Raw genomic sequence first — 26,935 nt, 5'->3', positions numbered from 1 at the left:
CCTCGTGATATCATAGGCATCGCAACCTGTTACGCCCGCCCCGACTCCGGTCGCCCTATCGCGGCAGATGGTGCGGATTGTTTCACCAACGCCGGTATATCCACTCCGGGCAGCAGTTTCGTCAGCATCCCCATCAGCCCTTCCGTGGCATTGCCGCCGCCCGTGACCAAGACATCCGGGACGATCTTGATGTTGCCGTTTTGGATGGCGGTGGAGATCAGCTCAACGATCTTGATCTGCTTGATGGCCTCTTCGCCGATGGCCTCCTGCTGTTTGCTGTAGGCCTGGGCGGTCGCCTCACCGATGGCCGCGATCTTGGACGCTTCGCCGTCGCCGATGGCCTTCAGCCGCTTGCCCTCGCCGACGCCTTCCAAGGCCTTGGACTCTGCCGTGCCTTCGGCCAGGGTGATCATCTCGGTCTTCTTCTGGGTGGCCACCTTCACGGCAATCTCCGATGCCACCAGGGTGGGCTGCTGGTCGGCGGTGGCGCGCATTTTCTCCATCTCGGTGCGCTCCGCTTGGGACCTTTGCTCCATCTTGTACATCTCCTGCTGTTGCTCGGCGATGATCCGCTTGGTCTGGGTCTGCATCAATTCCTCGGGCAGGCGGATCTGGCAGATCAGGACCGACACGCACTCAACGTGATAGCGCTCAAGATCTGTCCGGGCACGGTTTTCGGCCTTGGTCTGCTCCTCCGAACGGCTCTGGAGAAAGTTCATGGCCGAGGCGGTGGAAGCCTGGTTACGGAACGATGAGTCGATCATGGGGTGGATGACGTGTTGGATCAGGTTGTCGATGGAGCCGACCTTGGCCACCATGTAGGGGGCTTGGTCCGGACGCACGCGGATCACGACCTTGACCGAAACCTGGATCGGGAAGCCGTCCTTGGAAATGACCGTCAACTGGTCGAAGCGGGTGTCTTCCTGGTCGTCCCAGTCGATGGTGATGTTGGTGGTGTCGATCACGTACACCATGAAAGCCCGGCGGTTGAGGTAATAGCGCCCCGGACCGGCCACCTCCTCCTGGATGCCGCGGAATCCCGTGGGCACGACATACTTTTCCTTGCCTTCTTCCTCAGTGGCGCCATTCTGTGAGGAACCGAGCCGTTTCTTCATTTCCTCCGTGGGGTCCTCGCCCACGTTCGACACCACGACCCCGACCTGACCGCGTTCGATCACGGCCACATCATCGAGTTCTACGCTGAACATGAACGGGTTGATGTAATAGGTGCCCGGCCGCAGCACGTCCAATTGCGGGCCGCGTTGTCCCTGTTTGGTCAGGAAGGCGGAACCGTCCTGGTAATCGTTGTGGCCACTGATGGGGGAGGCCACGTATTCCCGTTCCGGCAGCGGGATGCCGTCCAGGGCGGTTACCAGGCCGACCTTGTTGGCCTCGATGACCACGGCGGGAGCAACCTGCACCTGGAACAGGTTCAGGTTGATGCGATAGGTGCCCGGCAGCAGCACGTCGATCTGGGGGCCCTTCTGGCCGCCGTTCTTCAGGAACACCTCGCCGTTTTCGTAATTGGAGTGTCCCTGTACGCTCTGGGCCAGGAGCCGCCCCATGGGGATGGGGGCGCCGTCCTGGGCCGTGACCATGCCGACCTCGCCTTTGGCGATTACCACGGCTGCGGCCTTGGTGATCTTGAAGAGATTCGGATGGATACGGTAGACGCCCGGCGGCAGAATCTCTGTCTGAGGCCCTTTCTGGCCGCCACTCTTGATGAAATCCTGGCCGGATTGGAAGGAGTTGTGTCCCGGCACCACATTGGCAAAGATGCGGCCGGCCGGTATAGCAGAACCATCGGCAGACTCGACCAGGCCGATCTCCCCTTCATTGATCTTGGTGGCCTCGCCTTTTGTTACCTTGAACAGATAGGGGTTGATACGGTAGTTGCCCGGCGGGATGATCTCGATCTGTGGCCCCTTCTGGCCGCTGTTGGTGATGAATGCCTCGCCGTTCTGAAAGGACGAGTGGCCTGCCACTGCCTGGGCAAAGATCTTTCCCTCCGGGATGGCGACGCCGTCAACCGACTCCACGATGCCGATCTCGAAATCCTTGATCTCGGTGACACTCCCCTTGGTCAGCTTGAACAGGTAGGGGTTAATCCGGTATTTGCCCGGAGGCAGCACCTCGATCTGTGGCCCCTTCTGGCCGCCGTTTTTGATGAAGGTTTCGCCGTCCTGAAAGGAGTTATGGCCGGCCACCACCGTGGCAAAAATTCGTCCGGAGGGGATGGCCGAGCCATCCACTGACTCGATCAGGCCTATCTCGTTCTCCAAAATCTCGGTAAAGACGCTCTTGGTTGCCTTGTAGATGAATGGAATCAGGAAATGCAGGCCGGGGCCGAGGGTCCGCGCCTGGATGCCGACCTCTTTGCCCAGGGCCACGACCCGTCCCTGGGGCATCTTGCTGCCGAACCACCTGCGTTCGATAAGGGCGATCTCGTTGCCGCCGACCACCACCACCGAGTTCCAGAGCAGGATGACAAGGACGGTAAAGGCGAGAAAGTAGTAGTAATGATGGGCAATCCAGGAAAAGAGGGCTACAGCATCGTACATGAGGTTCCTCCTAGGTGATGTTCCGCGTTTCAACTAGATGGCTATTGCTTATCATTGAAAATATACTTTCTTCTACATGACAGAAAACAAAATCACAATGTAATTTCAAAGTGTTAAAATAATTAACATGCTTGTATAATATGCCTATCTATCTGTTTTTATATAAAAACATAACACCGAAAGCATATCTTTCGCCCTTCATTTGTATCTTTTTGACGCAGTAAAAAATCGGTATCCACATAGATTCCAACTCGTTTACCGTATATAGGCAGATCGCTCGCCAACCGCTTATTGCGGTCAAGGCCGACGATATCGGTGGAGCTACACACCTGACAGTATGCGTGGGGCTCTTTGACCTCAGCATCTATGCGATAGTCGTGTTCGTTAGTTATGAGGTTGGTAGCATTGTATGAAGAGGGGGAGAAAGTCGGCACGCATAACTATGAAGATCCTTTGGGTGCGCAACGTCATAGGCGCTGGCGGATTGAACGCACCAATGGCCGGGGTGGGCATTATATAGCCATTGATTTGTTCTGTTTACAAAACCACCAGGGGGATTTTTACCAAGAATGGATTGTCTTCATCGGACAATTTCTTCCATGCCCCGGGGAGTGCCGAGCAGACGTTGTCGCCAAGGTCGGCCAATTCATCCCGCTTCCAGGTAAAGGAACTTTCCGAACCGGTGCGGGTGAGGAGCGCAGGCTAAGTTTTTGAGCCGCAGGTAGAAGGGAGCCAACGTGCGTCAGTAGAACCGTTGTTGTGTGGAGGGAAGCCTGCGCCATCGGCAGGCGCCTGTAAGGTATCCTTCGCCGCAGGATCAGGCCGTCGTCCTCTCGTCCCAGACGCTGCCCCATATTCAGCAATCTTTGTTGCATAAGCAATAAAGATGTACTCGCCCCGCAAATTGCCATTTTCAGGCCCATTACTCGTTTCATGCGTGCTTCCGCTGCAAGTTTTATTGCACTCCCCCTGATTGCAGAGGATTGGGCGGATGCTGCAATATGCTTATTTAATTGCGCTATTTTTTTGTTGTGTTGTTGGCGCGTATCCTGCGATGTATTGTAAGAGTGGTGAGAGTTGATACGCATTGTGTGTTCGGGAGCGTTGCTGCAAGAAGAGGTGCCGACATGATTTCGGAAGCGCTGCGCCAGTTCATTGAAAGCACTCCCGTGGTCTATGTGGCTTCTGCGGATGCAAAGGGACATCCTCACGTAGCAGCCGGTAATCATCTGACCGTGAGTGGCGGGTCGCTTCTGGTGTTCGAAAACTGGTTTTGCCCGGTGACGCTGCACAATATTACCCGCAACACCCATGTTGCGGTTGTTGTGGCCGCGCCCGGATCGAAGACGGGCTATCAGTTGATCGGCCGGGTCGTCAAGCCCCACGACGATATGGTCGAAGGAGAGCGCGCCGTCCCTAGGCCACTGGACGTTACCCCCGCCTTGACCAGGTTCATGGTCCGGATCGAGAAAATCATGGAGTTTTCAACGGGGATACATTTCGATATCCCTATCAATCCCGGATATTCACTGCCGGAATGCCTCGGGTAGGAATCCTCCCCGCAGCCTGTTGCTCCAATCCTTCAAACCCGTGTTGTCTCGAATAGTGCCCGGCCGTTTTGCCAGGGCTCAGGTTACAGGCTCTTTTCTACGACCTCATAGACATCCCTGGGCAATTGGGGAAGTGCCTGGATCCGTCTCAACTCCTGCTGCATGAGCGCCTGTCTCCCCGGCTCGAAGCGCCGCCAAGTGGTCAACGGCGCAAGCAGGCGGGCGGAAACCTGGGGGTTGAGCGGGATGAGGCGGAGCAGTTGATCGACCAGAAACCGGTAACCTGCGCCGTCGGGGGCATGGAAGTGGGGCTGGTTCTGGCTGAAGGCTCCTACCAGGGCGCGGAAACGGTTGGGATTGGCAAGTTCGAAAGCCGGATGGCCGATGAGCGCCCGGGCGTCGTCAAGGGTGCCGGGGAGATCCGACAGGGCTCTGAGCGAGAACCACTTGTCCACCACGAGGCGATCTCCCTGCCAGTGACGGTAGAAATCCTCCAGCACCTGGCTGCGCTCGGGGCAGTCGCACGAGGCCAGCGGCCCAAGCGCCCCCATGGTGTCGGTCATGTTGTCCGATGTGCGGTACTGCTGGATGCAGAGTTCGGTGATGGCCTGCTCTTCCAGACTCATCAGGTAGGCCAAACAGAGGTTGGCCAGGCGGCGTTCTCCCGAACGGCCGTCGTCCACCCCGTAGGGGAGCGCACTGCGGCACGCCTCGCGCACCGCCAGAAAATCGCTCCGCAACTGCGTCGCCAGGGTGTGGATCATGAACCTGCGGGCGATGTGGATGGCCTCCGGGTCAATGACCGGCATCAGTTCGGCCAAGTATTTCTCCGACGGCAGCGTGAGCGCCTCGGCCAGAAAGGCTCGATCCGGCTCCCCACTGGTAAGGGCGGCTCGGTAGGCCGCCACGAACGCCTGGTCCGGCTTGAGTTCCCGGCCGGCCTGCTGGTCGGCCACCAGGGAGAGAATGACCTGCGCCGCCAATTGCTGGCCCGCTTCCCAGCGACAGAACGGATCGGTCTCGTGGGCCATGAGAAGTACGAGGTCGTCAGGGCGGTAGGGGTAATCCAGCTTTACCGGGGCAGAGTAGCCGCGCAGCAGGGCCGGCACCGGCTCGCTGTCCAGACCGGAGAAGTGAAACGTCTGTTCGGCCCTGTTCACCTCGAGAATCCTGGTGGTGGGGCCGGGCGCCGGTTCGCCGAACAGGGTGACGGGAAGCTCCCGGCCGGCCCGGTCCAGGAGGCCGACGACCAGCGGGATGTGGAACGGTTGTTTATCCGGCTGCCCAGGGGTGGGGGGGCAGGACTGGCGCACCGTCAGAGTGAAGACGCCGTCGGCCGCTTCAAATGAGCTCGATGCCTCCATAAGCGGCGTTCCGGCCTGGCTGTACCAGAGGCGGAACTGACCGAGGTCCATATTACTCGCATCGGCCATGGCCTGGACAAAGTCCTCAATCGTGACCGCCTGCCCGTCATGGCGTTCGAAGTAGAGGTCCATACCCTTTCTGAAACGCTCTGCGCCCAGCAAGGTGCGGAGCATGCGGATCAGCTCACCCCCCTTGTTGTAGACGGTCGCGGTGTAGAAGTTGTTGATCTCCATGTAGGATTCGGGGCGGACCGGGTGCGCCAGCGGGCCGCCATCCTCGGCGAACTGTGCGGTGCGCAGGTAGCGGACATCGGCGATGCGCTTCACGCCGCGCGATTCCATGTCGGCGGAAAACTCCTGGTCGCGGAAGATGGTGAGCCCCTCTTTGAGGGAGAGCTGGAACCAGTCGCGGCAGGTAACCCGGTTGCCGCTCCAGTTATGGAAATACTCGTGGCCGATGACCTCCTCGATGGCCTGGTAGTCCGTATCTGTGGCGGTTTCGGGGGTGGCCAGGACGTAGCAGGAATTGAAGATGTTGAGCCCCTTGTTTTCCATGGCCCCCATGTTGAAATCGTCCACCGCCACGATCATGTAGCAGTCCAGGTCGTATTCCCGGCCAAAGGTTTCCTCGTCCCAGCGCATGGCCTTTTTCAGGGAACGGAGGGCGTGCCCACCCTTGTTGCGGTTGGCCTCCTGGAGATAGAGCCGCAGGCTCACCTCCCGGCCCGAGCAGGTCGTAAAAGAGTCCTCGATGCAGGCCAGCCTGCCGGCCACCAGGGCGAAGAGGTAGCTCGGCTTCCTGAACGGGTCGTGCCAGGTGATGAAGTGGCGGCCATCCGGCAGTTCGCCCCTGTCCAGCGGGTTGCCGTTGGACAGAAGCACCGGGTAGCGCTCGCGGTCGGCGACGACGGTGACGGTGAAGATGGAAAGGACATCGGGACGGTCCGGGTAGTAGGTGATGGAGCGGAAACCCTGGGCCTCGCACTGGGTACAGAACATCCCGTTGGAGCGATAGAGCCCTTCGAGAAAGGTATTGTCCTGGGGGCGCAGTTCGGTTTCCACCTCCAGGGTGAAGCTGGCGGGAACCGACGGCACGACGAGCGTCTCTGCCGACACCTGGAAGGCCTCCGGGGCAAGGGGCGTCCCGTCGAGGGAGAGGCTGCGCAGTACGAAACGGTGGCCGTCCAGAACCAACGGCCGCTCTCCCCCGGAGCGGTCATAAGCCGCCCGCAGGGCAAGGCGGGAGCGGACGAGCGTCGTGTCCTCCCCCAACTCAAAGCGGAGATCGACGCTTTCAACGGTATAGTCGGGCGGACGGTAATCGTGACGGTGAATGGTGGTATGGGCAGTTTCTGTCATATCGGGTCCTTCATGCGGTTTTTTTGACAACGCCGGCCTATCGTTTGATGCCGTCCCAGCATGCCGCGATGGTCTTCTCAATGAGCGCGTCGTCCAGTTCTATAAACCCGAGAATATGGTCCCGGGTCAGGGTGATCACTGGTCCGAAGGCCAGGGCAAAGAGTAAGATAGTGGGCAGGTCCTTGATGACCTGCTGGGCGACTCCCTGCTCGAACAACTCCAGATACAGGAGGTCGTCGTCCTTGAATTCTTTGGCAAACCTGCCCCGGCGCAGGTCCACTCCATAGGGGGAGTTGTGAAACTGCTCCATGTACTTGGATTCGAGGGGGTGGGCAACGAAGTACTTGAGGAAGTTGATGCCGAGGTGCAGAAAACGCTCCCTGATGGGGCGTTCCGTCTGGTAGCCAACCCGGAGCGCCTCCAGTAATTTCCCCTCTATCTCCCGATACAACTCCTTGATGAGGATGTCCTTGCTCTCGAAGTAGCAGTAGATCGTCCCGGCCGCCACCCCGGCCCGCTCGGCGATCATGGCCATGGGGGAGCCATGGAATCCCTGGTCGGCGATGATCTGCACCGCCGCACGCACTATTTCACTACGCTTATCAAGTTTTGCCATGTTCCTGACCCCAATCCCGTTGGAATTGAATGAATGGTCATTCAATGTGGCCAATTTATAATGTTTACAATGGCCTGTCAAGGGGTTCTTATGGTCCCCTCCAAGGGAGGAACTGCCGCCCGGAAGGTCGGTAGCCGTCGTATGGTTTTTCCGGCCTGCTGAGCATGAAAAGCGTCACGAGGCTGGGCGCGTACCACCTGGCGCGCAAAAGCCCCGCCTCCCATCCGGGAAACGGGGCTTTTGCAGGTAATGCCGCAACAATCCTGTCCGGTTTGGGCCTACTCCGCCATCCAGGACGCCTTGGCCGTCGGGATGCGAAATCCATCCTCCAGGGTGGCCTGGCTCAGGCTGCTTTCCTCGGCCTGGATGCAGATGAAGTACAGGTCCTCATCGCCGGCTTTCCACGACCGCTCGCCCTGGGGGGCCACCCGTACCAAGCTTCCCTCCTGGACCGGGAATTCGTCGCCGTCCACGAAGAACGTGCCGTTGCCGCGCAGCACGATGTAGAGCTCTTCGTTTTTCCTGTGGGCATGGACAAAAGGCATGGCCTTGCCGGCCGGAAGCCGGTTGAGGGAAGCCTCGCAGCCGGTAAGTCCCAACTCCCCGCCGATGAAATACTTGCCCTTGAGTCCGCGGAAGTCGTGGTTCAAAAGGCCTTCCAACGGGCCGATATGGGCTGCTGTGAAGTTCTTCGCCTGCTCCGTCATGTCATTGCCCCTTCCCGGCAAGCCTGGCCCCCAAGTCATACGCCTGCTGGCAGTCCTGGGGAAATACCTCCTCGCGCCGCTTTGCCTTGTGAACGGGGTCGAAACTCTCGATCAGCACCTTGGAGTAATCGCTGACCTGACAAGTGTCGAAGCTGCACAACGTTTCGGGCTGCTGCCCGAAGATCAGTTGCAGGTAACGGGCATGGGAGTTGAAAAGGTGCTCGTAGCCGTACGTCGTGCTCTGTTCGTCCGTGACATTCATCGTATAGATGAACCCGGTGGCGATCTGCTTGGGGGCTATGGATGCATAGGGCAGGGTGTAGGTCAGGTAGGGAAACAGCAGGCGCTCAAGGAAGGAGCGGGTCTCGCCGGTCACCGAGCCGAAATAGATCGGCGACCCGATGATCAGGGCGTCGGCCTCGATGATCCTGTTCAGGACCGGCGTCAAGCCGTCGGTGAAACCGCAAGTGCCGTAACTCTTGCCCCCTCGGGTCTTGCAGGCGAAACAGCTCACGCACCCTTTGTAGTCAAGGTCGTAGAGGTGGACAAGCTCGGTCTCGGCCCCCTGCGCGGCGGCCCCTTCCAGGGCCTTGCCCAGCAGGGTCGCCGTGTTCCATTTTTTTCTCGGACTTCCGTTTATGGCAATGACCTTCATCAGTTACACCTCCGCACTAGGACTTTTTTTGAGATTTTCACGTCATGTTTCCTTTTGTTCGACATCAGCGCCGGCAGCCCGATCATCTCCACTGGATTCGCGCCTCCTGGCGCGGTGGGACGCGGGGGTAACGATAGCGGGGAAAACCATACATCAGCGCCCCGTAGACGCTGTGATCCTCGGGGATGCCGAGCGTCTCCTTGAGCGGAGGATGCCCGTTGGCCGCACGCATCAGGAAGCCGGCCCAGCAGGTGCCGATGCCCTGGGCGACGGCCGCCAATTCAAACTGGGTCAGGGCGATGGTGCTGTCCACCGAACTCCAGAGCCATTCGTCCGGGGCGTGGATAACGGCCAGGTGGGGCGCATTGCGTAGGATCGGGTCCTTGCCCTGTTCCCACAAGTCGATATACCGGGTGTAGCGCGGTTCCAGCTTGTTGCTCTGGCGCAGGTAATCGATCACCAGTCCGGCCAGGCGCTTCACCTCGGACGGAGTCTGGATCACCAGCCAGTGCACCGGCTGGCGGTTCACGGCCGAGGGGGCCCACCGGGCCACTTCGATAACCTGCTTGACCAGGGCCTGGGGCACCGGCTCATCCCGGAATTCCCTGACCGAACGGCGGCTCCTCACGAGCTGGTTCAGGGCCGGGACGGAAACCGTCAGGGCGGGATCGATGGGGAGCGACTCCTCCAGGGGAATTTTTTCGTGGTGAACCGCCCCCTGGGGACAGACGGCGACACAGTGACCGCAGGTGATGCAGTCCTGCTCTCCACCGGCACGGAAAACGGGAAATCCCTCCCCATCCACCTCAAAAAGCGCCGGCGGGCATACTTCGCTGCACATGCCGTCACGCCGGCAGGTGCTGTGATCAATCGTTACCAGACTCATTCTTTCCTCCTTGAAGTGAAACCTGCTGTTGGAACTGCAGAATGCTCACGGCGGACGTTCGTGTTCCGTGAAGTCAAGCGTCGTTCGTTCCGGCCGGGATTTGCCCCTCGCACGGGACCCTGGTCTGGCAGAGGCCGCACCCGGTCTGCGCCACGCCGTATTTCTCCGCGACCGCCGCCACCGCCGTGCCGTAGACGTAACGGCTGCAGGCGTCCTTATCGTGTCCCTGGTGCGAAATAGCCCCGGCCGGGCAACGTCCGATGCAGGCGCCGCAACTCTTCTCCCGGTAATAGAGGCAGTTGTGATAGTGGTCGGGGTACGGGCGCGGGCTCGGCGTCAGGGGCAGGTCGGTAATGACGCTGCCGCAGCGATGGGCGATCCCACGGGGGGTGATCAGGGCGTCGTTCAGGCTGAAGGTGCCCAAGCCGGCTGCATAGGCGGCGTGGCGCTCCGACCAGGTAGAGGCCCTCCCGACCGGGGTTTCGGGGTATTCGCGCCAGGTCGCTTCCAGTTGGGGCGCCACGGCGCGGTGTCCCTGTTCGGCCAGCCACTCCGTCACATGGCGGCGCAACGCGGCGTTGAGTTGCTCGCCGAAGTTCCGGGTACGGGCCCAGGCCGGGGAGGGATAGACCGTTTCCCGGCGGTTGCTGTCCCGCGTCGGCTGGGTGATGGGCAGAATCCAGGAAATGACCGTGGACGCCCGCACGCCGGTGCCGAAACCGATCTCCATCACCTCGTGCGGCGTACGGTGAAACGCTCCGATGATCCGTTTGTAGTCATCGAAGAGTGGGTCGTCGGCAGCGGCATAGCCGACCAGCGGTTCATCGAAATACGGCTCATCGCTCTCGGGAAAGCGGCCGGCCGGACTTTCCCCGACAAAGCGGCAGATCATGGTGCGGATGCGCTCTTCCATCCCCGTCTCCTTTCTTCCCGGGCCTATGCCATCAAGGCGCGTGCCGCTTCCTCGGCCTGTTGCAGGATATGTCCCGGAACGACGTCGGTTCTACCGGGGCCGATGCCGCAGGCGCGGATCAGTGTGGTTTCGCTGAACCCCATCCATTTCAGGAACCCTTCGTACCGCGGGAAGATATCGGAAAATGCCGTCTCTTCCGGTTGCCCCTGGGTCTGGACGAAGACCAGTTTTTTGGGCGCCAGGCGGCTTGGCTGCGGGTTGGTAATATAATCGGGGACCAGGTAGGAGTAGCTGCGGTCGATAAAACCCTTGAGCTGGCTGGTGATGTCGCCGTAATAGACCGGTGAGGCTAGCACCACCGCGTCCGCCTCGCTCACCGCGGCCAATACCTCGCTCAGATCGTCTTTGAGCGCGCATCGGTCGAGCTTGGTCTTGCAGGCATAGCACGCCTGGCAACCGCGGTAGGCAAGACGGTTCAATTCAAAGGATCGCGTTTCTGCCCCCAGATTCCCGGCGGTTTTCAGGAGATGGTTGGCGATGGTGGCACTGCTCCCCTTGGTGCGGGGGCTTCCCAGCAGACAAACGATTTTCATTTCATTCCCTCCGTTGTGATGGTCTTGCCGATCTCCCACGCCTTGCCCAGGAATTCCCCCAGGCCGTAGTACCCCATGTGGGCCGTGTCCCAGATTATCGGCCTGACTTTGGTGATGTCCGGGTATCCCTTGGCACCGATAAGCGCCTCGTCCGCTTTGACGTCCACGATCTCTCCCACGAACTGGGTGTGCAGGCCCAGTTCATGGATATGCAACAGGCGGCACTCCACCACCAGCGGTACCTCGTCCACGTAGGGGGCGTCCACCAGGTCGCTCCGCACCGCCGTCCAGCCGCAGGCGGCGAATTTGTCTCCGTCGCGGCCCGATACGGTCCCCACATAGTCGGCCTGCGCCACCTGGGCCTGGGACGGGATGCTGACGGTGAAGGCCTTGCGCGCCACGATGGCGGCATGGCTGTAGGTCGCCTTGCGCAGGGATACCGCCAGGCAGGGGGGCTGGGAACAGCAGATGCCGCCCCAGGCAGCGGTCATGATGTTTGGCGTGCCTGCTTCATCATAGGTGCCAACCAGCCACACCGGTGTTGGGGTGGCCAGTGTCTTTGCTCCAACGGATTGTTTCATCGGTTCCTCCTTGGTTGGTTCGCCAATCTGACGATAATAGACCGGTCAACTATATTTGGGATAAATAAAGGGCTTACTTCTGCCCCAGGATGGCGCTGAAGAGGAGATCGACGAAGTCCCGCATCGGCTGGGGCGATTTCATCACCTTGGCCCGCAGGATCGCACCTTCCCAGCCGGAAAGGATGAAACCGGCGGTTATCGCCGGATCGACAGCGCCGGAAAGCTCGCTCCGGTTCTGGGCCTCGCGCAGGCAGGCGGCAAAGCGTTCCCGCCACATGCCGAAGATCTCATCCAGCCGGGCGCGGAAGCGCTCGTTCAGGTCTGCCAGTTCCTGCCCCAGGTTGCCGATCAGGCATCCCTTGGTGCACTGGTTCTGGGTTACGCGCGTCAGGCCGCTCTCAAAAAAATCGCGGATGCGGTCGAGCGGCGCAAGGTGCTCGTTGCTGAGGAACTCCTCCATGCGTCGTTCGAAGCGTTCGGCGAAGTGATCGATCACCGCCAAGCCGAAATCTTCCTTGCTCCTGAAGTAGTGGTAGAACGACCCCTTGGGGACGCCGGCCTCCTTCAGAACGGCGTCGATGCCGGTGGCGTTGTATCCTTGGCGGGCGATCATCTCGGTGCCGATCCGAATGATCTCGCCTCGTGTGTCTTTCTTTTTCATGGGAGTAAAAATAGACCGGTCGGTCTAATGTGTCAAGGGGAATTGTCACAGGATGAAACTGTGGCCGAAATGACGTGGGGGGCAAGCTTTAAGTGCCTTGAATCCGTGGCGCCCTCACGGCTCCACTCGCTGGGCATGCCTCAGTCTTCGCTGTGCCGGCCGGGGCTTCTCCGTGACGGAGTACACACGACACTGGCGGCATGGTGCTTCACGGGCGGTGTTTGACTCCGGCATGTCGCTCACTCCACCGTTCCGGCACCACGGATTCAGGTCGCTCTGAAATACAAAAGCATGAATGGCTCCTCTTGCTCGGCATGCTTCAGCCCTGGCGTTATCCAACACTTTACTTCACAAGGCTTTGGGGTAAAATAGCAGCCACCGGCAGTGCCGGCGTGCCCCTGACTATCCCGACGGAGGATTGACATCATGCTCACCTTACAAGACCCGACCCTTTTTCGCCAGCAATGCTATATCGACGGCCAGTGGCTTCATGCCGCGGACGGTGGCACCATTTCGGTCAATAATCCCGCCACCGACGAGGTCATCGGCACGGTTCCCAGGATGGGGGGGGCTGAGACCCGCACCGCCATCGAGGCGGCCAACGCGGCCTATCCGGCCTGGCGGGCCAGGACCGCTGCGGATCGTTCCCGGCTCCTGCGCCGCTGGTACGAGTTGCTGTTGGAAAACCAGGAGGACCTGGCGATCCTGATGACCGCCGAACAGGGCAAGCCGCTGGCCGAATCCCGGGGCGAGATCGCCTATGCCGCCTCGTTCATCGAATGGTTTGCCGAGGAAGGAAAGCGGGTCTACGGCGACACCATCCCCACGGTTCAGAACGACAAGCGGATCGTTGTCATCAAGGAACCGATCGGCGTTTGCGCCGCCATCACCCCCTGGAACTTCCCCGCCGCCATGATCACCCGCAAGGCCGGACCCGCCCTGGCCGTCGGCTGCACCATGGTCCTCAAACCGGCCAGCCAGACCCCCTATTCGGCTCTGGCGCTGGCTGTGTTGGCCGAGCGGGCCGGTATCCCGGCCGGGGTGTTTAACGTGGTCACCGGGGTCTCCGGCGCCATCGGCGGCGAGATGACCGCCAACCCCATTGTCCGCAAGCTGACCTTCACCGGCTCGACGGAAATCGGCAAGCTGCTCATGCAGCAGTGCGCCGGGACGGTCAAGAAGGTGGCCATGGAGTTGGGCGGCAACGCCCCCTTTATTGTGTTCGACGATGCCGACCTGGATGCCGCGGTGGAGGGGGCCATCGCCTCCAAGTACCGCAACACCGGCCAGACCTGCGTCTGCACCAACCGCTTCCTCGTGCAGGCCGGCGTCTACGACGCCTTTGCGGAAAAATTGTCCGCTGCCGTGGCCAGGCTGAAGGTGGGCGACGGGCTCAAGGGGGAGACCCAGCAGGGGCCGCTGATCGACATGAAGGCCGTGGAGAAGGTGGAAGAACACATCGCCGACGCACTCGCCAAGGGGGCGCGCATCGTCACCGGCGGAGGGCGGCACGAACTTGGCGGCAGCTTCTTCCAGCCCACCATTCTGGCCGATGTCACCCCAGCCATGGCGGTGGCCCGGGAAGAGACCTTCGGCCCCCTGGCGCCCCTGTTCCGTTTCACCACCGACGAAGAGGCGGTAGGCATGGCCAACGACACCGAGTTTGGGCTGGCCTCCTACTTCTACAGCCGGGACATGGGCCGGGTCTGGCGGGTCGCGGAGGCCCTGGAATACGGGATTGTCGGCATCAATACCGGCCTCATCTCGTCCGCGGTCGCCCCCTTCGGCGGGGTGAAGGAATCGGGGGTCGGCCGGGAGGGTTCCCGGTACGGCGTCGATGACTTCCTGGAGATCAAGTACCTCTGCATGGGCGGTATCTGATGGAACAGGTTGTTGAAAAACAGCCATCTCGCCGCCATCCTCGAACGCCCTTTCGTGCGGCGTAGCGCTGCTACGTCTCCTCGGTGCATTCTGCGGGTGCGACGATCTGACTATTTTTGAACAACCTGAGTCTTTCTATAACCTTTTTAGAGCTTATCCATAAATAACTGCCACCAGGACCGCGCCCGGATTTGCGGAAGATTTGCCCTGGCCGATTGAGCAAGACCGCAGGCGTAGCAGCGCTACGTCGAGGATTGTGCGATTGAGGGCGGGGCGAAGATGCCGTGAAGACGGGTGCTGGATCACTCGGCGCAGCAGGAGAGCCTGCTGATATCCCTATCGAACCCCTGGGCGCAGAGTTTCAACCCCTCGCCGATGGAAGGGTAGACGTGCATGGTGGTGGCCAGATCCGCCACGGTCGCCTTCAGGTGGAGGGCCAGGGCCGCCTCATTGATCAGGTCCGCCCCCCGGTGGCAGGCCAGGTGCACCCCCAGGAGCCGCCCGGTCGGCCGGTCGGCGATCATCTTGATCACCCCGGCGGTATGGCCGGTGACGTGGGCCTTGGGGATGGCGCTGACCGGCATGGTATTGACCGCCACGTCAAAACCGGCCTGCCGGGCGCTCTCCTCGGTATGGCCCACCATGCCGATCTCCGGGTCCGTGAAGACCGCCATGGGGGCCGACAGGTAGTCCATGGTGCAGCCGCACCCCTCGTTGAACATGTCGTCGACCGCCACGATGGCCTGACGGGCTCCCACCGTGGCGATCAGCATCTTGCCGGTCACGTCCCCGGCCGCCCAGATGCCATCGGTTGAGGTGCGCATGCGCCCATCGGTGACAATAAAGCCCTTCGGGTCCGTCCCCACGTTCGCCTGTTCCAGGCCGAGCCCTTCCGTGGCCGGTCCGGTCCCCACCGCCAGGAGCAGCCGTTGGGCGGTGTATTCGTGGCGCCTGCCGCACACATCGGCGGAGAGTACATTCACATCCCCCGCACGATCGGCCGAACAGATGGTCACATCCGTCACCACCTTGATGCCTTCCCCCATCAGCACCGCGCGAAGCGCTTCGGCCACTTCCCGCTCCACGGTCGGCAAGAGGCGCGGTCCGTGTTCTAGGATCGTCACACGACTGCCCAAGCGATGGTACATCTGCCCCAGTTCGACGGCAATGACGCCGCCCCCCACTATGACCAGGGATTGGGGAAGCTCTTTCATCAGCAGGGCGCTCCGGCTCGTCAGATAGTTGCACCCTTCGATCCCCGGAATAGGGGGGATGCGCGGCTTGCCACCCACCGCGACAAGAAAACGGTCGCAGCGATACCGCTTGTCGTTGGCCTCGATGGTGTGCGGGTCGATAAAGCGTGCGGTCCCCTTGACGAGTTCCAGGCCGGACATGTTTTTGAGCACGTCCAGGTAGCGCTCCTGGCGGAGTTTGTGCACGACCTTTTCCCGGTGGGCGAAGAGCGTCTCGCAAGCGACGCCCTGCCTGCCATCCTCAAGCCCGAGCCCGAGCCTCATCCCCAGATGAGCCTCGTGATTGAACAGGGCCGCGTGGATGAGGGTCTTGCTGGGGATACAGCCCCAATTGATGCAGGTGCCTCCCAGAACGCTCTTTTCGAACATGAGTACCCGCGCGCCGTGGGAGGTGGCGCGCAACGCCCCCGCAAAGGCGGTGGAGCCGGAGCCAAGGATGATCAGGTCGGGTGTGCTGCCGGTTGTCATGGATGATTCTCCTTAGTGGTTGCCGCATGAAGTCGATGCTCCTGGACGCTGTCCCGCGTCAGGCATCGGCATAAAAAAGGCTGCCGATCATCGGCCGGCAGCCTTCAGGTCCGGGCATATCTCAGGAATCGACCGGATTGCCGTGGGTCTCCACGTCGAAGATCGTCATCAGCGCCTCGGGCGTATAGGCGCAGATGTGGGTACGCACACCTTCCTTGGCCCGATGCACCCATTCGATTTTGTCTCCGGACGCCTCATGGATGAACTTCACCCGTGTCCCACCGATCCGTTTGACTTCATCCCGCATCTCGTTCATGGTCAATAGTTGCAGGCCGCCGATCTCTTCACTTTCCGTGGCATGTTCCAGGAACCGGTCAAGCAGTTCGTAATCGAGAAAATCCTCTTCCTTGCGCCACCACTTGACGAAGCAATGATCCGCTGTTGCCCGCTCCTTGACGGTTGTCAGTATCTCACGTCCTTTCATGGCACACCTCCTCTGCCGGCAAACGGCGACGTCGTCTCCCTGAACCGGCTCGTGCTCTACCTCTGGATAGTATTATACGCCGGTTTTGCCGTTCAGACGGTGCTTTTTGCCGAAATATGCGCCTTGCGTGGCGCAGGGCGATTCATGGGGCGGGATTGTGGGACCGATGCAGACCCTGGCCGTACAAAATCGTTTACTTTACCCGGTTGTTTGCCTATCATATTTTCCCATGTCTGCACCGGGAACCGTTGATATCCGCCCCATGACCAAGGCCGATCTGGAGAGCGTGCTGGCCATTGAGCAGGCCTCCTTTCCCCATCCCTGGCGCTATGAACATTTCCTGCACGAACTTGCGTCACCCCATTCGTTTCCGTTCGTCGCCGTCATCGAAGGCGCGGTGGGCGGTTATGTCTGCCTGATGTCGCTTTTCGAAGAGGCCGAGATTCTGGACATCGTCGTGGCGCCGCACTTGCGGGGGCGGGGTATCGCCCGGGCGCTGCTGGAGCATGCCGTTGCCATCGCCCAAGGGAAACAGGCCGGGATCATGAGGTTGGAAGTCCGCGCCTCCAACCGGGCAGCCATCGCCCTCTACGAACGGTTCGGTTTCTCCCGGACCGGGATGCGGACGAAGTACTACGAAGGCGTCGAGGACGCGCTGTTGATGGAAAAAACACTATAAGAGCCTGACAGGCTATTGAAAAACTCAGGTTGTTCAAAAATAGTCAGATCGTCGCACCCGCAGAATGCCCTGAGGAGGCGTAGCAGCGCTACGCCGCACGAAAGGGCTTTCGAGGATGGCGGCGAGATGGCTGTTTTTCAACAACCTTCCAAGGAGACAGTTAGATGCAGTTCAAATCCATGATCATATCCAACGTGGAGGTCTCGCCCGGCTACTGGCGCATGCGCATGACCGCTCCCTCCGAGTTCCCCGCGGCCCAACCGGGGCAGTTCGTGATGGTGCGGGTGAATGATGCCATCGATCCGCTCCTGCGGCGTCCTTTCGGCATCTTCGACGTGGGTGTCCATACCCCGGCCCAGACCGGCGCCGCATCCCAACCCTACCTGGAGATGCTCTACCGGGTGGTGGGGAAGGGGACCGGCATGCTTTCGGCGCTGCATGACACCGATCTGCTGGATGTCTTAGGGCCTTTGGGGAAGGGCTTCGAGCTCGGCTCTCCCAAGGAGGAAAAGATTATCGTGGGGGGGGGCGTTGGGCTGGCGCCGCTCTACCTGTTAGCCAAGGAACTGGTGAAACAGTCGCCGGTGCGACTCTTTGTCGGCGGCAGGACGCGGGACGACGTCCTCTGCATTACCGAATTCGAGCGCCTGGGGGTGGAGTGCTATGTGGCCACCGAGGATGGGTCGTTGGGGGAATGTGGCCTGGTGACCGAGGCCTTGGTCAGACGGCTGGCTGTCTGCGACGGTACGCCGCGCATCTTTGCCTGCGGCCCCCATGGCATGCTGAACGCCGTGGCCGGCATCGCCGCCCAGAGGAACATACCCTGTCAGGTCTCCCTTGAGGGGTATATGGCCTGCGGCATGGGGGCCTGCCTGGGGTGTGTCACCCCCGGCCACCATCATTCCAACGAAACACCCGATTATCGCTGCGTCTGTGCGGATGGACCGGTCTTCGACGCTGCCGAACTGAAGTGGGAGGCCTGAAACCATGAAACCTGACCTGTCTGTATCCATTGCAGGGCTGGAACTGCGCAACCCGGTGATGACCGCCTCGGGTACCTTCGGCTATGGCGAGGAATTTGCGGAATACGTGGACCTGGAAACTATCGGCGCCTTCGTGACCAAGGGGCTGTCCCTCAGGCCCCGGGCCGGCAATCCCACGCCGCGCATCGTGGAGACGCCGGGCGGCATGCTGAACGCCATCGGCCTCCAGAACGTGGGCATCGACGCTTTTATCGAGAAAAAGGTCCCCTTCCTCCGCTCGGTCGCCACCCCGGCCATTGCCAATTTCTTCGGCAACACCATCGACGAGTACGCCGAACTGGCCCGCCGTCTGGACGCCATCCCCGAGATCGCCGGGTTGGAGGTGAATATCTCCTGCCCCAATGTCAAGCAGGGGGGCATCGTTTTCGGCACCGATCCCCAGTGTGCCTTCCAGGTGGTCACGGCCTGCCGCGAGGCCACCATCAAGCCGCTGATTGTCAAGCTCTCGCCCAATGTCACGGATATCGTCTCCATGGCCAAGGCCTGCGCCGATGCGGGGGCCGACGCCCTGTCGCTGATCAACACCCTGACCGGCATGGCCATCGACCTGGAGCGCCGCCGGCCGGTGCTGGCCAACATTACCGGCGGCCTCTCTGGCCCGGCGGTCAAGCCGGTGGCGTTGCGCATGGTCTGGCAGGTGGCTCGAGCCGTTTCCCTGCCGATCATCGGCATCGGCGGCATCATGAACGCCCGCGACGCCCTGGAATTCATCCTGGCCGGGGCGACGGCGGTGCAGGTCGGGACCGCCAGTTTCATCAATCCGGGTGCTGCGCAGGAAATCGCTGAAGGCATGGAAAAGTGGCTGGCGGAAAACGGCGTTGAAGATGTGAAGAGCCTGATCGGGGCTCTGGAGGCCTGACAGGTTGTTGAAAAACAGCCATCTCGCCGCGTCCTCGAAAGCCTCCTTGTGACTTCGGCCTGCGGCCTCACCCTTCGGGCGCCTTCGCGGTCCAATTTCTCGAGTGAAATTGTGCGGCGTAGCGCTGCTACGCCTCCGCGGGGCTTCCTGCGGGTGCGACGATCTGACTATTTTTGAACAACCAGGTTTTTTCAACAGCCTGCTGGAGGCCTACTACCACGTCGCCTTATGAGGCAAAGGCATAGTTGTTTTTGGTGCCTTGCTTGACGCGGTACATGGCCATGTCGGCCGTGTTCATGAGGGTGTCCACGGCGTCGCCATCCTGGGGGAAGATGCTGATGCCGATGCTCGCCCCCACATGGCACTCGAGCCCTTTGAACATGAACGGCATCGAAAGAAGCGTCAGCATCTTCTCCGCCACCTGGGTGATATGCCCGAGAGCGGCAACATCCAGCAGCATGACCGCAAATTCGTCTCCCCCCATGCGCGCGACCGTATCCGAGTCCCTGACGCACCCCGAAAGGCGCCGGGCCGTCTCCCGCAACAGCGCATCGCCGCTGTCATGCCCGTAGGTATCATTGATCGTCTTGAAACCATCCAGGTCCACGAACAGCAGGGCGAATCCCGTCTGATTCCTTTTGGCATGGGCCAGCGCCTGCCCGATCCTGTCAAAGAAGAGCGCCCGGTTGGGCAGGCCGGTCAGTTCGTCGTGATGGGCCATGTGATTGAGCTTTTCCTGCAACATCTTGCGCTCGGTGATATCCTCCTTGATGGCGATGAAGTTGGTGAGCTCGCCTTGTGTGTCCCAGATGGGGGCGATGGTGGCATGTTCCCAGAACAGCTCCTCATTCTTCTTCTTGTTCAGAAACTCCCCATGCCAGAGTCCGCCGGCGAGAATGGTCCGCCAGAGATCATCGTAGAATTCGGGGGGCAGGATGCTGCCGCGCAGGATGCGGGGATTCTGGCCGGCGACCTCCTCCGCCGTATAGCCGGTAAGCTCGCAGAACTTGGGGTTGACGTATTCGATTGCGCCGGTCGTGTCGGTGATAACGATCGAAACCGGGCTTTGAATGATGGCCGCCGACAGCTTCCGCAGCTTTGCCTCGGCCTTGTCGCGCAACTGCATCTGATCGTTGAGCGCCGCGTTAAGGTAGTGAAAGCGGATGGCTACCACAGAGACGGCGATGATGATCACCATGGCCCCGCCCAAGGCCCCGTAAAGCCAATCCGGGAGCCGTGGCTGTTCGCCGGCATGGAGGAAGCTTTCCAGGGGGAACGGTTTCGATGCCGGGATTATCCCCAGCTGGGAATAGGTGTCGGCGATGTGCTGCCACCGGCCGGGGTTCATGTAGCCGACTTCCACCAGGTCCGGTCTGATCAGCTTTTGCAGCTCTCCCGCTTCGTAGGCAAGCTGCCCCCTGGTGAGGCGGCCGGTGTTGTAACGTTTCAGGATGAGGTCGATCATTTCATCCTGATGTTCAAGGGCGTATTTCCAGCCGCGCAGACTTGCATCGCGAAATTGCCGCACCACCTCGGGTTGCTTTTGTACCACCTCCTGGCGCGTGAAGAGCGTGTCGCCGTAGAAATCGATTCCGCTCCGCTCGGGATAGATAATGGAATAGGCGATTCTTCGTTTTTCGAGCTGATAGGGTTCGGTCGTGCTGTAGACAGAGGCGGCGTCAACCTCGCCGTTCAGGAGCTTTTCGAGGGAAAATTCGTGGGGAACGACCCTGATCGCGTCGTCGGGTACCGCCTCCGCCCTGAAGAGCGCCATGACCTCGGCCGGCATCGGTTCAAGCATGACCCGTTTGCCCGCCAGATCATGGACATTTTTGATGTTATTTGCGTTGAGGGAGAGGATGCCCAGGGGCGAATGCTGCAGGATGGCGGCAAGGGCGACGACCGGTTTTCCCTCAGCCCGCATCAGGACCAGAGAGCTGCCTCCCACCCCGAACTGGGCCTCACCGTTCAGAACCGCGTCCACGGGATCGCTCCCCTGGGCCGCCTCACGGAGCGTTACCATCAGCCCGGCATCGCGGTAGTAGCCCTTTTCCACGGCGGCATAATATCCGGCGAATTGAAACTGGTGTTTCCACTTCAATTGCAGGGTGACCGGCGTCAGCACGGTAGTGCCGGCCAAAAGCAGGGCAGGGCGGAGGAGAAGGAGGAAAAAGGCCGCCAGGGGAATGATGCCGAACAAGATGCTCGGGAACGATGAACAGGATTTCGCCGGACAGGGTGCGATCAGGAAACGCCTTTTCATGTACACTCCCGGATTGTGGAATCTTTGAACAATGAGCCCACGTGATGGACTGCGCCCCACTACCTATGGAGATAGGAGGATAATGTTTAGCACAGGCATAAAGTATACCTCAGGTTGAATTGATGTGAAGCGATTTTGTAATTGGTGTACAAAAAAGAGAAAAATTCGATTGGGATGATGGAGTAAACGGAAAGAGGAACCGCTGTCGTGCGGTTCCTCTTTCCGTTTTTGTCGCGTGTGTGCTGAATCGGTCGGTGAACTTCTCTCGTTTCTTGTATTACTTAGTACCGTAAATCGACTTGATTACGATTTCGGCCTTTGTTCCGGGCGCCGGCATCTTGCTCCAGTCAAAACGGTAATAATTCTTTGTCTCCTTCAGGGGAAGTGAATTGTCGGCGATGATCCCCCCGTTGCACCCGGATGGGCAGACGATACAGCCCGATGCAAAGTTGATCGCCTCGGCCGTGCCGTGGTAGACGAAATGCGGGGTATAGGGTTTGACGACGTCCTTGCCGTCAACCGCAATCTTTTCTTCGATCAGATCTTCAATTGCCACCTCGACCATTTTACCGTTCTTTTTCCAGCGTACGGACACCAGCACCGGATCGCCGTCGAGATAGTCCTCCTTCCTGGTGGTGGATTTCAGGCCGGTGCGCTGCTTGACCTCGGTCATGGGGATCTGGCGTCGGGACTTGATGCCGACAGACTTGATGGCCTTGTCGATATCGGTCCGGTTTACCTCCGTGGAGAAGATGAAGAAAGAAGCCATCTTGCCGCTCTTGCTGCCGAAAAAGGCCTGGAAGCGACGTCCCCAGTCGCATACCGATGGTTGGGAGCAGTCTTTGAGCACCGTGGAGGTAACGCGGACCTCCCGGGCCTTTAGATCGACCGTCATGGTGTCGGTACCGGATTTGACGGTCGTTACCCCGCCCGATTTGTGCTTGGCCGCTCCGGCAGGCAGGGCAAGGGCACAGCAAAGTAAGGCTGCCAGCATGGTGCGAAGTGCGAATCGGTTCATATGAAACCTCCTGCGGTAGTTAGTATGCTGCAAGCGAAAGAAGCATGCGGACAACAAGCCCTGCCGTGATCGCGGCAACGGAGCGGCCCGGCTGGATACGGAATCCCCCGATCCACAGGCCGCACAATAACAGGGGAAAACCCGGTATCGCCGCCATTGCCCCGGCGCACCAGACGGCCCACGCGGGGGGGGGCGTACGTGGCGCCAGCCCCCTGTGCCGGTAGTGGAGCGGCGCAAGATCACCCAGACAGAAGCGGCCGAGCAGAGCGCTCAGACCGGTGACGACCAGACCGGCGCAGCCGACGTATGCCAGGCCTGTCGGCGTACCGAAAGCCGCGGCAAAGGCAGCCGTTGTCCTCAGGGGAGAAAAGGGAAAGGCAAACGTGTGCATCGCCTGACAGACCAGGGCGATCCCGGCGGCACGGGCGCTTGACATGGGTTTCAGATATTCGACGAAACCGGCCAGATCACCATCCCGGAGGCGGTGAGCCACAAAGAGCAGGTTGAATTCAAGGGTATAGAGATAGGCATTGAGGGCCCAGAAATACTTCAGAACCACGCCATAGCAAGCCGCGGCGGTCACGGCGAGCGCCGCGGCCGCAATGGCCTTGAGCTGCAAGCTTCTCCGCAAACTCCATGGGACTTCCGGCCGTGGCTCCCTGCGCTCACGGTTCCGGTACCATTTTACCAGCCTGGGGATCAGCGACACCGCGACGATGAGGGCTATGCCGACGAAAAACTCCCAGGAGACCTTCCCCTTGAGCAATCCCAGCAACGAGCTTGAAAACGTGATAAAGGCGATGGTGCCGGGCAGCATGAAGATAAAGGTTGCCACGGCATACTGGGGAAACGATATCTTCGTCAGGCCGAAGGCAAAATTGAGCAGGTTGAAGGGGAACAGGGGGATCAACCGGGTAAAGGCCACCGCTTTCCAGCCGTTCTGGGCGGTTTCGCTGTCAAGTTTGTTCCACCGCGAACCGACCAGTTGCCGTTCTACCCAGTTCCGGGCGGCATAGCGGGCGATCAGGAAAGCCGCACAGGCCCCCAGGGTGGCCCCGATGATCGTGTAGACCACCCCCCAGACCGGCCCGAAAACTGTTGCTCCGGCCATGCTGAGGGGGAGGCCGGGCAGCATCAGGGCGGGAGCGACCGTATAGATGGCGATGTACACCAGCGGCGCCACGATGCCGAAGCCGCTAAACAGGGCACGCAGCCGTTCCGGTTCCAGGTACTGGCCGGCCCCGCTCGCCCGCACCAGAACTATGGCGGCGATCATGACGCCCAGAAAGAGGAGCGGCCGGAGCATCCCGGACCCGCCGCCGGGGACGGTCCTCTCCCGGCTTATGACGGCGGGCACGATTCTCTTGAACCGGGATTTGAGCCGCAGGCGATTGACATAGGTGATCGGCCCCGATGACGGTTTCGACGCGTTGAAAAGAAGGTCGAGGACATGGCTGACCTTCAGCCGTTTCCCGAGGTGGTTGGCGCAGCCGGCACAGTAGGTGACAACTTGACGGCCCGCGGCTTCACCCACCCGGAGTTCTCCCCAGGCATCGGCCAGGTCGGGGGCCAGGGCCCCCACGGTCCCACCCTCACCGCAGCAGAGTGTTCTTGTGCGTGTGTGCGACATCTCTGCGATCACGCGGCCGGATCGGGAAACCAGTCCACGGGCCGCTTCCTGCGGCGCGGAGGCGAACCTGATCACGCAGGGGTCGTGGATGGCCACCGGAGAAGATGTCGCCTCCGCCGTTGTCTCCGGCATGATCCCGGCAAGCCTTTCGTAGACCGTTTCCGTCTGAAACTGGGGGGCGTATTCGGTAAAGACCTTGTAGCAGTTGGGGCAGGCCACCAGGACCCGTTGTATCCCGTGGGATTCCAGCCAGGCCACCATCTCGCCGAACATCTGGGAGAAATACTGTTCCCTCCCCAGGTCGTGGGACGGTTTGGTGCAGCAGTCCAACACCAGGCCGAGGTCGGGAAACGCCTCTTTCAGCCGCTCATAGACCGCGACGGTTACGCTGGGGCGCGTGCCTGGCAAGGCACAGCCCGGGAAAAAGATCGTGGTGCATCCTTCCGGCAAGCCGTACCAACTGAAACGGCGGGATGTGCCGGTCCTCTCATACCCGAGAAGCCCCTTGTGCTCGCGGAACGAGCCAAAGCCCCGGTCGATCGCCTCGCGCCGCATCTCCAGAAAGAGGGCCTGGGGCTTGACGCCGGAGGGGCAGACGGCCGAGCAGAGTCCGCAGAGGCTGCACTCGAAACAGACGACATTTTTTTTCGGGTCATCCGGATCGTAGGAACGGGCAATATCCCGGGGGGAGCCGTAGAGTTTCAGGAATCCGCACTCCCCGACGCAGACGCCGCACCCGGTGCAGCCGCTGATTTCGTCCGCAAGCAGCGCCGCCAGTTGCGGCCGCAACGTCCCGGTTTCACTCTGGATCGAACTCATTCTGTTTTACCTGATTGGGCCGGCTTGCAGCATTCGCAGGCCGCATTCTTGGCCGCTGCCTCCATCCCCCCCTCCAGCACCAGGAGCCGGGAATGTTGAACGCCCCCGCGTTCGAGCGACTCCGCGGCATGCACGGCGTCGCTGCCGCCTGTTGCGCTGACCACAATCACCCTGCCTTTGGTCGAACGCAATCTGGCGGCGATTTTTTTCAAAAATGCCGGGTCGTTACCCGCGGCGAGCGAGTGGTCGTAATTGTGGGCGCGAAACCCTTCGGCATTTTGGATATCCACTATGGAAAGCTTCTTATTGGCCTTGATCCATGACGACAGTTCGTTGTGGCACACGGTTGGAATCTGGTCGGCAAACAGGAGGGAAGGAATCAGGAGTACGAACAGTGCGGATACATATTTCATGAAAAAGCTCCCTCGGCATTAGTTAGCGGAGGAGCATCCTAAAGTGTTAACCGGTCAAGGTCAAATTGGTTTATTGGATTTAAATTATGATTTCAAAAGGTAATTACGATATTGCGTCGCTCGATATCGCAATCCCCACGGAAAAAGCAGCCGCCCGATGGTACTTCGGCCTTTACGGCATGCCGAAGGTGGTGCCGTGAGGGGGGGCTCTATTGCTCGTGTTGGCGAGCAGCCGGTTTCTGGAACTGCCGTTTGCGCCCTTCCTGGTCAACGGCCACATAGGTGTATGAAGCTTCCGTGACCAAGTACAATGCGTTTTCCTTGTCGGTCGGTGCTTCCCTCAGGCTCGGCTTAACCCAAACCTCCAGCCTGATGGTGATGGAGGTGTTCCCGATCCTTGTAACTTTGCCGAAGCAACAGACAATATCGCCGGTTTTTACCGGTTTGATGAATTTCATCGCGTCCACCGCAATAGTCACGGCCCGGCCGCCGGTGATCTCTATTGCCAACATGCCGCCGGCGATGTCCATCTGCGACATGATCCATCCCCCGAAGATATCTCCATTCGCGTTCGTATCGCTCGGCTTTGCATAGGTACGGAGAAGCAGTTCTCCCACCGGGAACTCGGTGTGGTTGGCCAAGACGGTCTCCTTTGTGCCACTCTGAAAAATCATGGGTTAAACCTCCCGCCGGTTTTGACGTGTGCAACTTGTGGGCTATGGGCCTGAAACAATGATACCGGCATCAGTAACCGTACAAATACCTTTACCCTATAGTGACGTGCCACGAGAGATGAAAAGGAGTAGTGGGGAACATCAGTAAATATTAGATAGTTATTTGCAAATGATCTGCTCTGGAGTGTGACGGCTACTTCTTCGCCCAGTTGCGAAGCGGTCCGCTGTCGTTATGCACGAAGTTCTGCCGCGGATAATAGCCGACGCCGCCGTAGCCGAAATAGTTGCGCGCCAGCTGGGCATACTGGCACACTTTGCTGATCGGCACGCCAGGTATGGAGTAGTCCACCGCCTTGCCCTGCATGTGGAACGAGTTGCGCGCCACGTTCTCGCTTTTCCTGGCGAGTATGGCGTTGTATTCCGGCGTCCGGTAGGCTGAGTTGATGTAGATCTCCTTGACCCCGAGGAGTTGTGCAACGTAGTTGATCATCTCTATGGTTGCAATGTCCATATCAGTGTATTTGTTGTCATAATTGCAGCGCATGAAATAGTTGAGCGAGCCGAGGATCTTGGGATCATACTCCCCGTAGCCGTTTCTGAACTTGAAGAGGTACCGTTCCTTGAAGTGTGTGTTATAGAGAATGATCTTCCCCTCGTTGAACAAAGGCTGACCCTTTATCTTGCGCTCAACAAGGCCGCCCACCAGGCTTTCGAGGGCCTTTTCGTCGCGTTGGGCGGCAATGAACTGCTCGGCGGTTATGTTCGGACCAACGGCGATGTCCTTTGGGATGTCGCCGTTCTCGACGAGGTCGCTGATTCCTGTGGAAGCGGTGTGCTTCATGAGCGCCTTTGCCAGCGAGCTGTGCGGCACCAACAATAATCCGGCGCCAGCCGCAATAAACTGTCTTCGTGTGAGCATTCCTATATCCTTGTAACCAGAGAGCCTCGGGGAAACTGCCGTGGGCTCGTTTTGCAGAGCGAGGTGTCCCCCGGAACTCCTCAATA

Annotated in this window: 23 protein-coding genes; 5 read left to right on the top strand and 18 right to left on the bottom strand. The window is 60.1% G+C overall.

The window, feature by feature from the left end; genetic code table 11:
• Positions 1-29 precede the first annotated feature (29 nt).
• Positions 30-2,561: an SPFH domain-containing protein gene (locus F6V25_RS15765; RefSeq protein WP_151129570.1), complete on the bottom strand. Its 2,532-nt coding sequence runs from the start codon at positions 2,559-2,561 to the stop codon at positions 30-32.
• Between the two features lie 1,127 nt (positions 2,562-3,688).
• Between F6V25_RS15765 and F6V25_RS15760 the strand changes: the two genes are divergently transcribed.
• Entirely contained in the window at positions 3,689-4,111 is a 423-nt protein-coding gene (locus tag F6V25_RS15760; protein WP_151129569.1) for a pyridoxamine 5'-phosphate oxidase family protein, read from the top strand.
• Between the two features lie 83 nt (positions 4,112-4,194).
• On the opposite strand, the gene pepN is transcribed toward F6V25_RS15760, so the two are convergent.
• From pepN to F6V25_RS15715, 9 genes are all read right to left on the bottom strand, one after another.
• Positions 4,195-6,834 (bottom strand): aminopeptidase N, encoded by a 2,640-nt coding sequence (gene pepN, locus F6V25_RS15755; RefSeq protein ID WP_151129568.1) that lies wholly within the window; start codon positions 6,832-6,834, stop codon positions 4,195-4,197.
• A gap of 37 nt (positions 6,835-6,871) precedes the next feature.
• Positions 6,872-7,450, bottom strand: a complete 579-nt coding sequence (locus F6V25_RS15750; protein ID WP_151129567.1) for a TetR/AcrR family transcriptional regulator — start codon at positions 7,448-7,450, stop codon at positions 6,872-6,874.
• A gap of 278 nt (positions 7,451-7,728) precedes the next feature.
• Complete coding sequence (locus F6V25_RS15745; protein WP_151129566.1) at positions 7,729-8,157, bottom strand: cupin domain-containing protein; 429 nt, start codon at positions 8,155-8,157, stop codon at positions 7,729-7,731.
• A gap of 1 nt (position 8,158) precedes the next feature.
• Positions 8,159-8,812: a flavodoxin family protein gene (locus tag F6V25_RS15740; protein ID WP_151129565.1), complete on the bottom strand. Its 654-nt coding sequence runs from the start codon at positions 8,810-8,812 to the stop codon at positions 8,159-8,161.
• 82 nt (positions 8,813-8,894) lie between these two features.
• Positions 8,895-9,698: a nitroreductase family protein gene (locus F6V25_RS15735; RefSeq protein WP_151129564.1), complete on the bottom strand. Its 804-nt coding sequence runs from the start codon at positions 9,696-9,698 to the stop codon at positions 8,895-8,897.
• Between the two features lie 73 nt (positions 9,699-9,771).
• Positions 9,772-10,611: an epoxyqueuosine reductase gene (locus F6V25_RS15730; RefSeq protein WP_151129563.1), complete on the bottom strand. Its 840-nt coding sequence runs from the start codon at positions 10,609-10,611 to the stop codon at positions 9,772-9,774.
• Between the two features lie 23 nt (positions 10,612-10,634).
• Positions 10,635-11,204 (bottom strand): flavodoxin family protein, encoded by a 570-nt coding sequence (locus F6V25_RS15725; protein WP_151129562.1) that lies wholly within the window; start codon positions 11,202-11,204, stop codon positions 10,635-10,637.
• Positions 11,201-11,785, bottom strand: a complete 585-nt coding sequence (locus tag F6V25_RS15720) for a flavin reductase family protein (RefSeq protein WP_151129561.1) — start codon at positions 11,783-11,785, stop codon at positions 11,201-11,203. The genes F6V25_RS15725 and F6V25_RS15720 overlap by 4 nt, the downstream gene beginning before the upstream one ends.
• Positions 11,786-11,858: 73 nt before the next feature.
• Complete coding sequence (locus F6V25_RS15715) at positions 11,859-12,446, bottom strand: TetR/AcrR family transcriptional regulator (RefSeq protein WP_151129560.1); 588 nt, start codon at positions 12,444-12,446, stop codon at positions 11,859-11,861.
• Between the two features lie 426 nt (positions 12,447-12,872).
• Between F6V25_RS15715 and gabD the strand changes: the two genes are divergently transcribed.
• Positions 12,873-14,327 (top strand): NADP-dependent succinate-semialdehyde dehydrogenase, encoded by a 1,455-nt coding sequence (gene gabD, locus F6V25_RS15710; protein WP_151129559.1) that lies wholly within the window; start codon positions 12,873-12,875, stop codon positions 14,325-14,327.
• A gap of 302 nt (positions 14,328-14,629) precedes the next feature.
• Here gabD and merA read toward each other — a convergent pair whose 3' ends face one another.
• On the bottom strand, positions 14,630-16,048 hold the full coding sequence (gene merA / locus F6V25_RS15705) for a mercury(II) reductase (RefSeq protein WP_151129558.1): 1,419 nt from the start codon (positions 16,046-16,048) through the stop codon (positions 14,630-14,632).
• A gap of 121 nt (positions 16,049-16,169) precedes the next feature.
• Entirely contained in the window at positions 16,170-16,532 is a 363-nt protein-coding gene (locus F6V25_RS15700; RefSeq protein WP_149309368.1) for a hypothetical protein, read from the bottom strand.
• 229 nt (positions 16,533-16,761) lie between these two features.
• Here F6V25_RS15700 and rimI point away from each other — a divergent pair, with 229 nt between their 5' ends.
• From rimI to F6V25_RS15685, 3 genes are all read left to right on the top strand, one after another.
• Complete coding sequence (rimI, locus tag F6V25_RS15695; RefSeq protein WP_151129557.1) at positions 16,762-17,211, top strand: ribosomal protein S18-alanine N-acetyltransferase; 450 nt, start codon at positions 16,762-16,764, stop codon at positions 17,209-17,211.
• Between the two features lie 164 nt (positions 17,212-17,375).
• Positions 17,376-18,194 carry a dihydroorotate dehydrogenase electron transfer subunit gene (locus tag F6V25_RS15690; protein WP_151129556.1) on the top strand — a complete coding sequence of 273 codons (819 nt, stop codon included), beginning with the start codon at positions 17,376-17,378 and terminating at the stop codon, positions 18,192-18,194.
• A gap of 4 nt (positions 18,195-18,198) precedes the next feature.
• Positions 18,199-19,113 (top strand): dihydroorotate dehydrogenase, encoded by a 915-nt coding sequence (locus F6V25_RS15685; RefSeq protein WP_151129555.1) that lies wholly within the window; start codon positions 18,199-18,201, stop codon positions 19,111-19,113.
• A 226-nt stretch (positions 19,114-19,339) separates the two neighbouring features.
• On the opposite strand, the gene F6V25_RS15680 is transcribed toward F6V25_RS15685, so the two are convergent.
• From F6V25_RS15680 to F6V25_RS15655, 6 genes are all read right to left on the bottom strand, one after another.
• Positions 19,340-21,376, bottom strand: a complete 2,037-nt coding sequence (locus F6V25_RS15680) for an ABC transporter substrate-binding protein (protein WP_151129554.1) — start codon at positions 21,374-21,376, stop codon at positions 19,340-19,342.
• 277 nt (positions 21,377-21,653) lie between these two features.
• The gene (locus tag F6V25_RS15675; protein WP_420849999.1) at positions 21,654-22,271 is read right to left on the bottom strand and encodes a YdjY domain-containing protein; all 618 of its coding nucleotides are present in this window, start codon (positions 22,269-22,271) and stop codon (positions 21,654-21,656) included.
• A 142-nt stretch (positions 22,272-22,413) separates the two neighbouring features.
• Positions 22,414-24,843: a VTT domain-containing protein gene (locus tag F6V25_RS15670; RefSeq protein ID WP_246167072.1), complete on the bottom strand. Its 2,430-nt coding sequence runs from the start codon at positions 24,841-24,843 to the stop codon at positions 22,414-22,416.
• Complete coding sequence (locus F6V25_RS15665; RefSeq protein WP_151129552.1) at positions 24,840-25,256, bottom strand: rhodanese-like domain-containing protein; 417 nt, start codon at positions 25,254-25,256, stop codon at positions 24,840-24,842. Before F6V25_RS15665 ends, F6V25_RS15670 begins: the two co-directional genes overlap by 4 nt.
• Before the next feature lie 209 nt (positions 25,257-25,465).
• Positions 25,466-25,930 carry an acyl-CoA thioesterase gene (locus F6V25_RS15660; protein WP_151129551.1) on the bottom strand — a complete coding sequence of 155 codons (465 nt, stop codon included), beginning with the start codon at positions 25,928-25,930 and terminating at the stop codon, positions 25,466-25,468.
• Between the two features lie 193 nt (positions 25,931-26,123).
• Positions 26,124-26,849, bottom strand: coding sequence for a YcbK family protein (locus tag F6V25_RS15655; RefSeq protein WP_151129550.1), 726 nt, complete (start codon positions 26,847-26,849; stop codon positions 26,124-26,126).
• Positions 26,850-26,935 lie beyond the last annotated feature (86 nt).

Origin of the sequence: Oryzomonas japonica, assembly GCF_008802365.1 — a bacterium.
GTDB classification, from domain to species: domain Bacteria; phylum Desulfobacterota; class Desulfuromonadia; order Geobacterales; family Pseudopelobacteraceae; genus Oryzomonas; species Oryzomonas japonica.
This window is presented reverse-complemented; position numbering and strand designations above follow the sequence as displayed.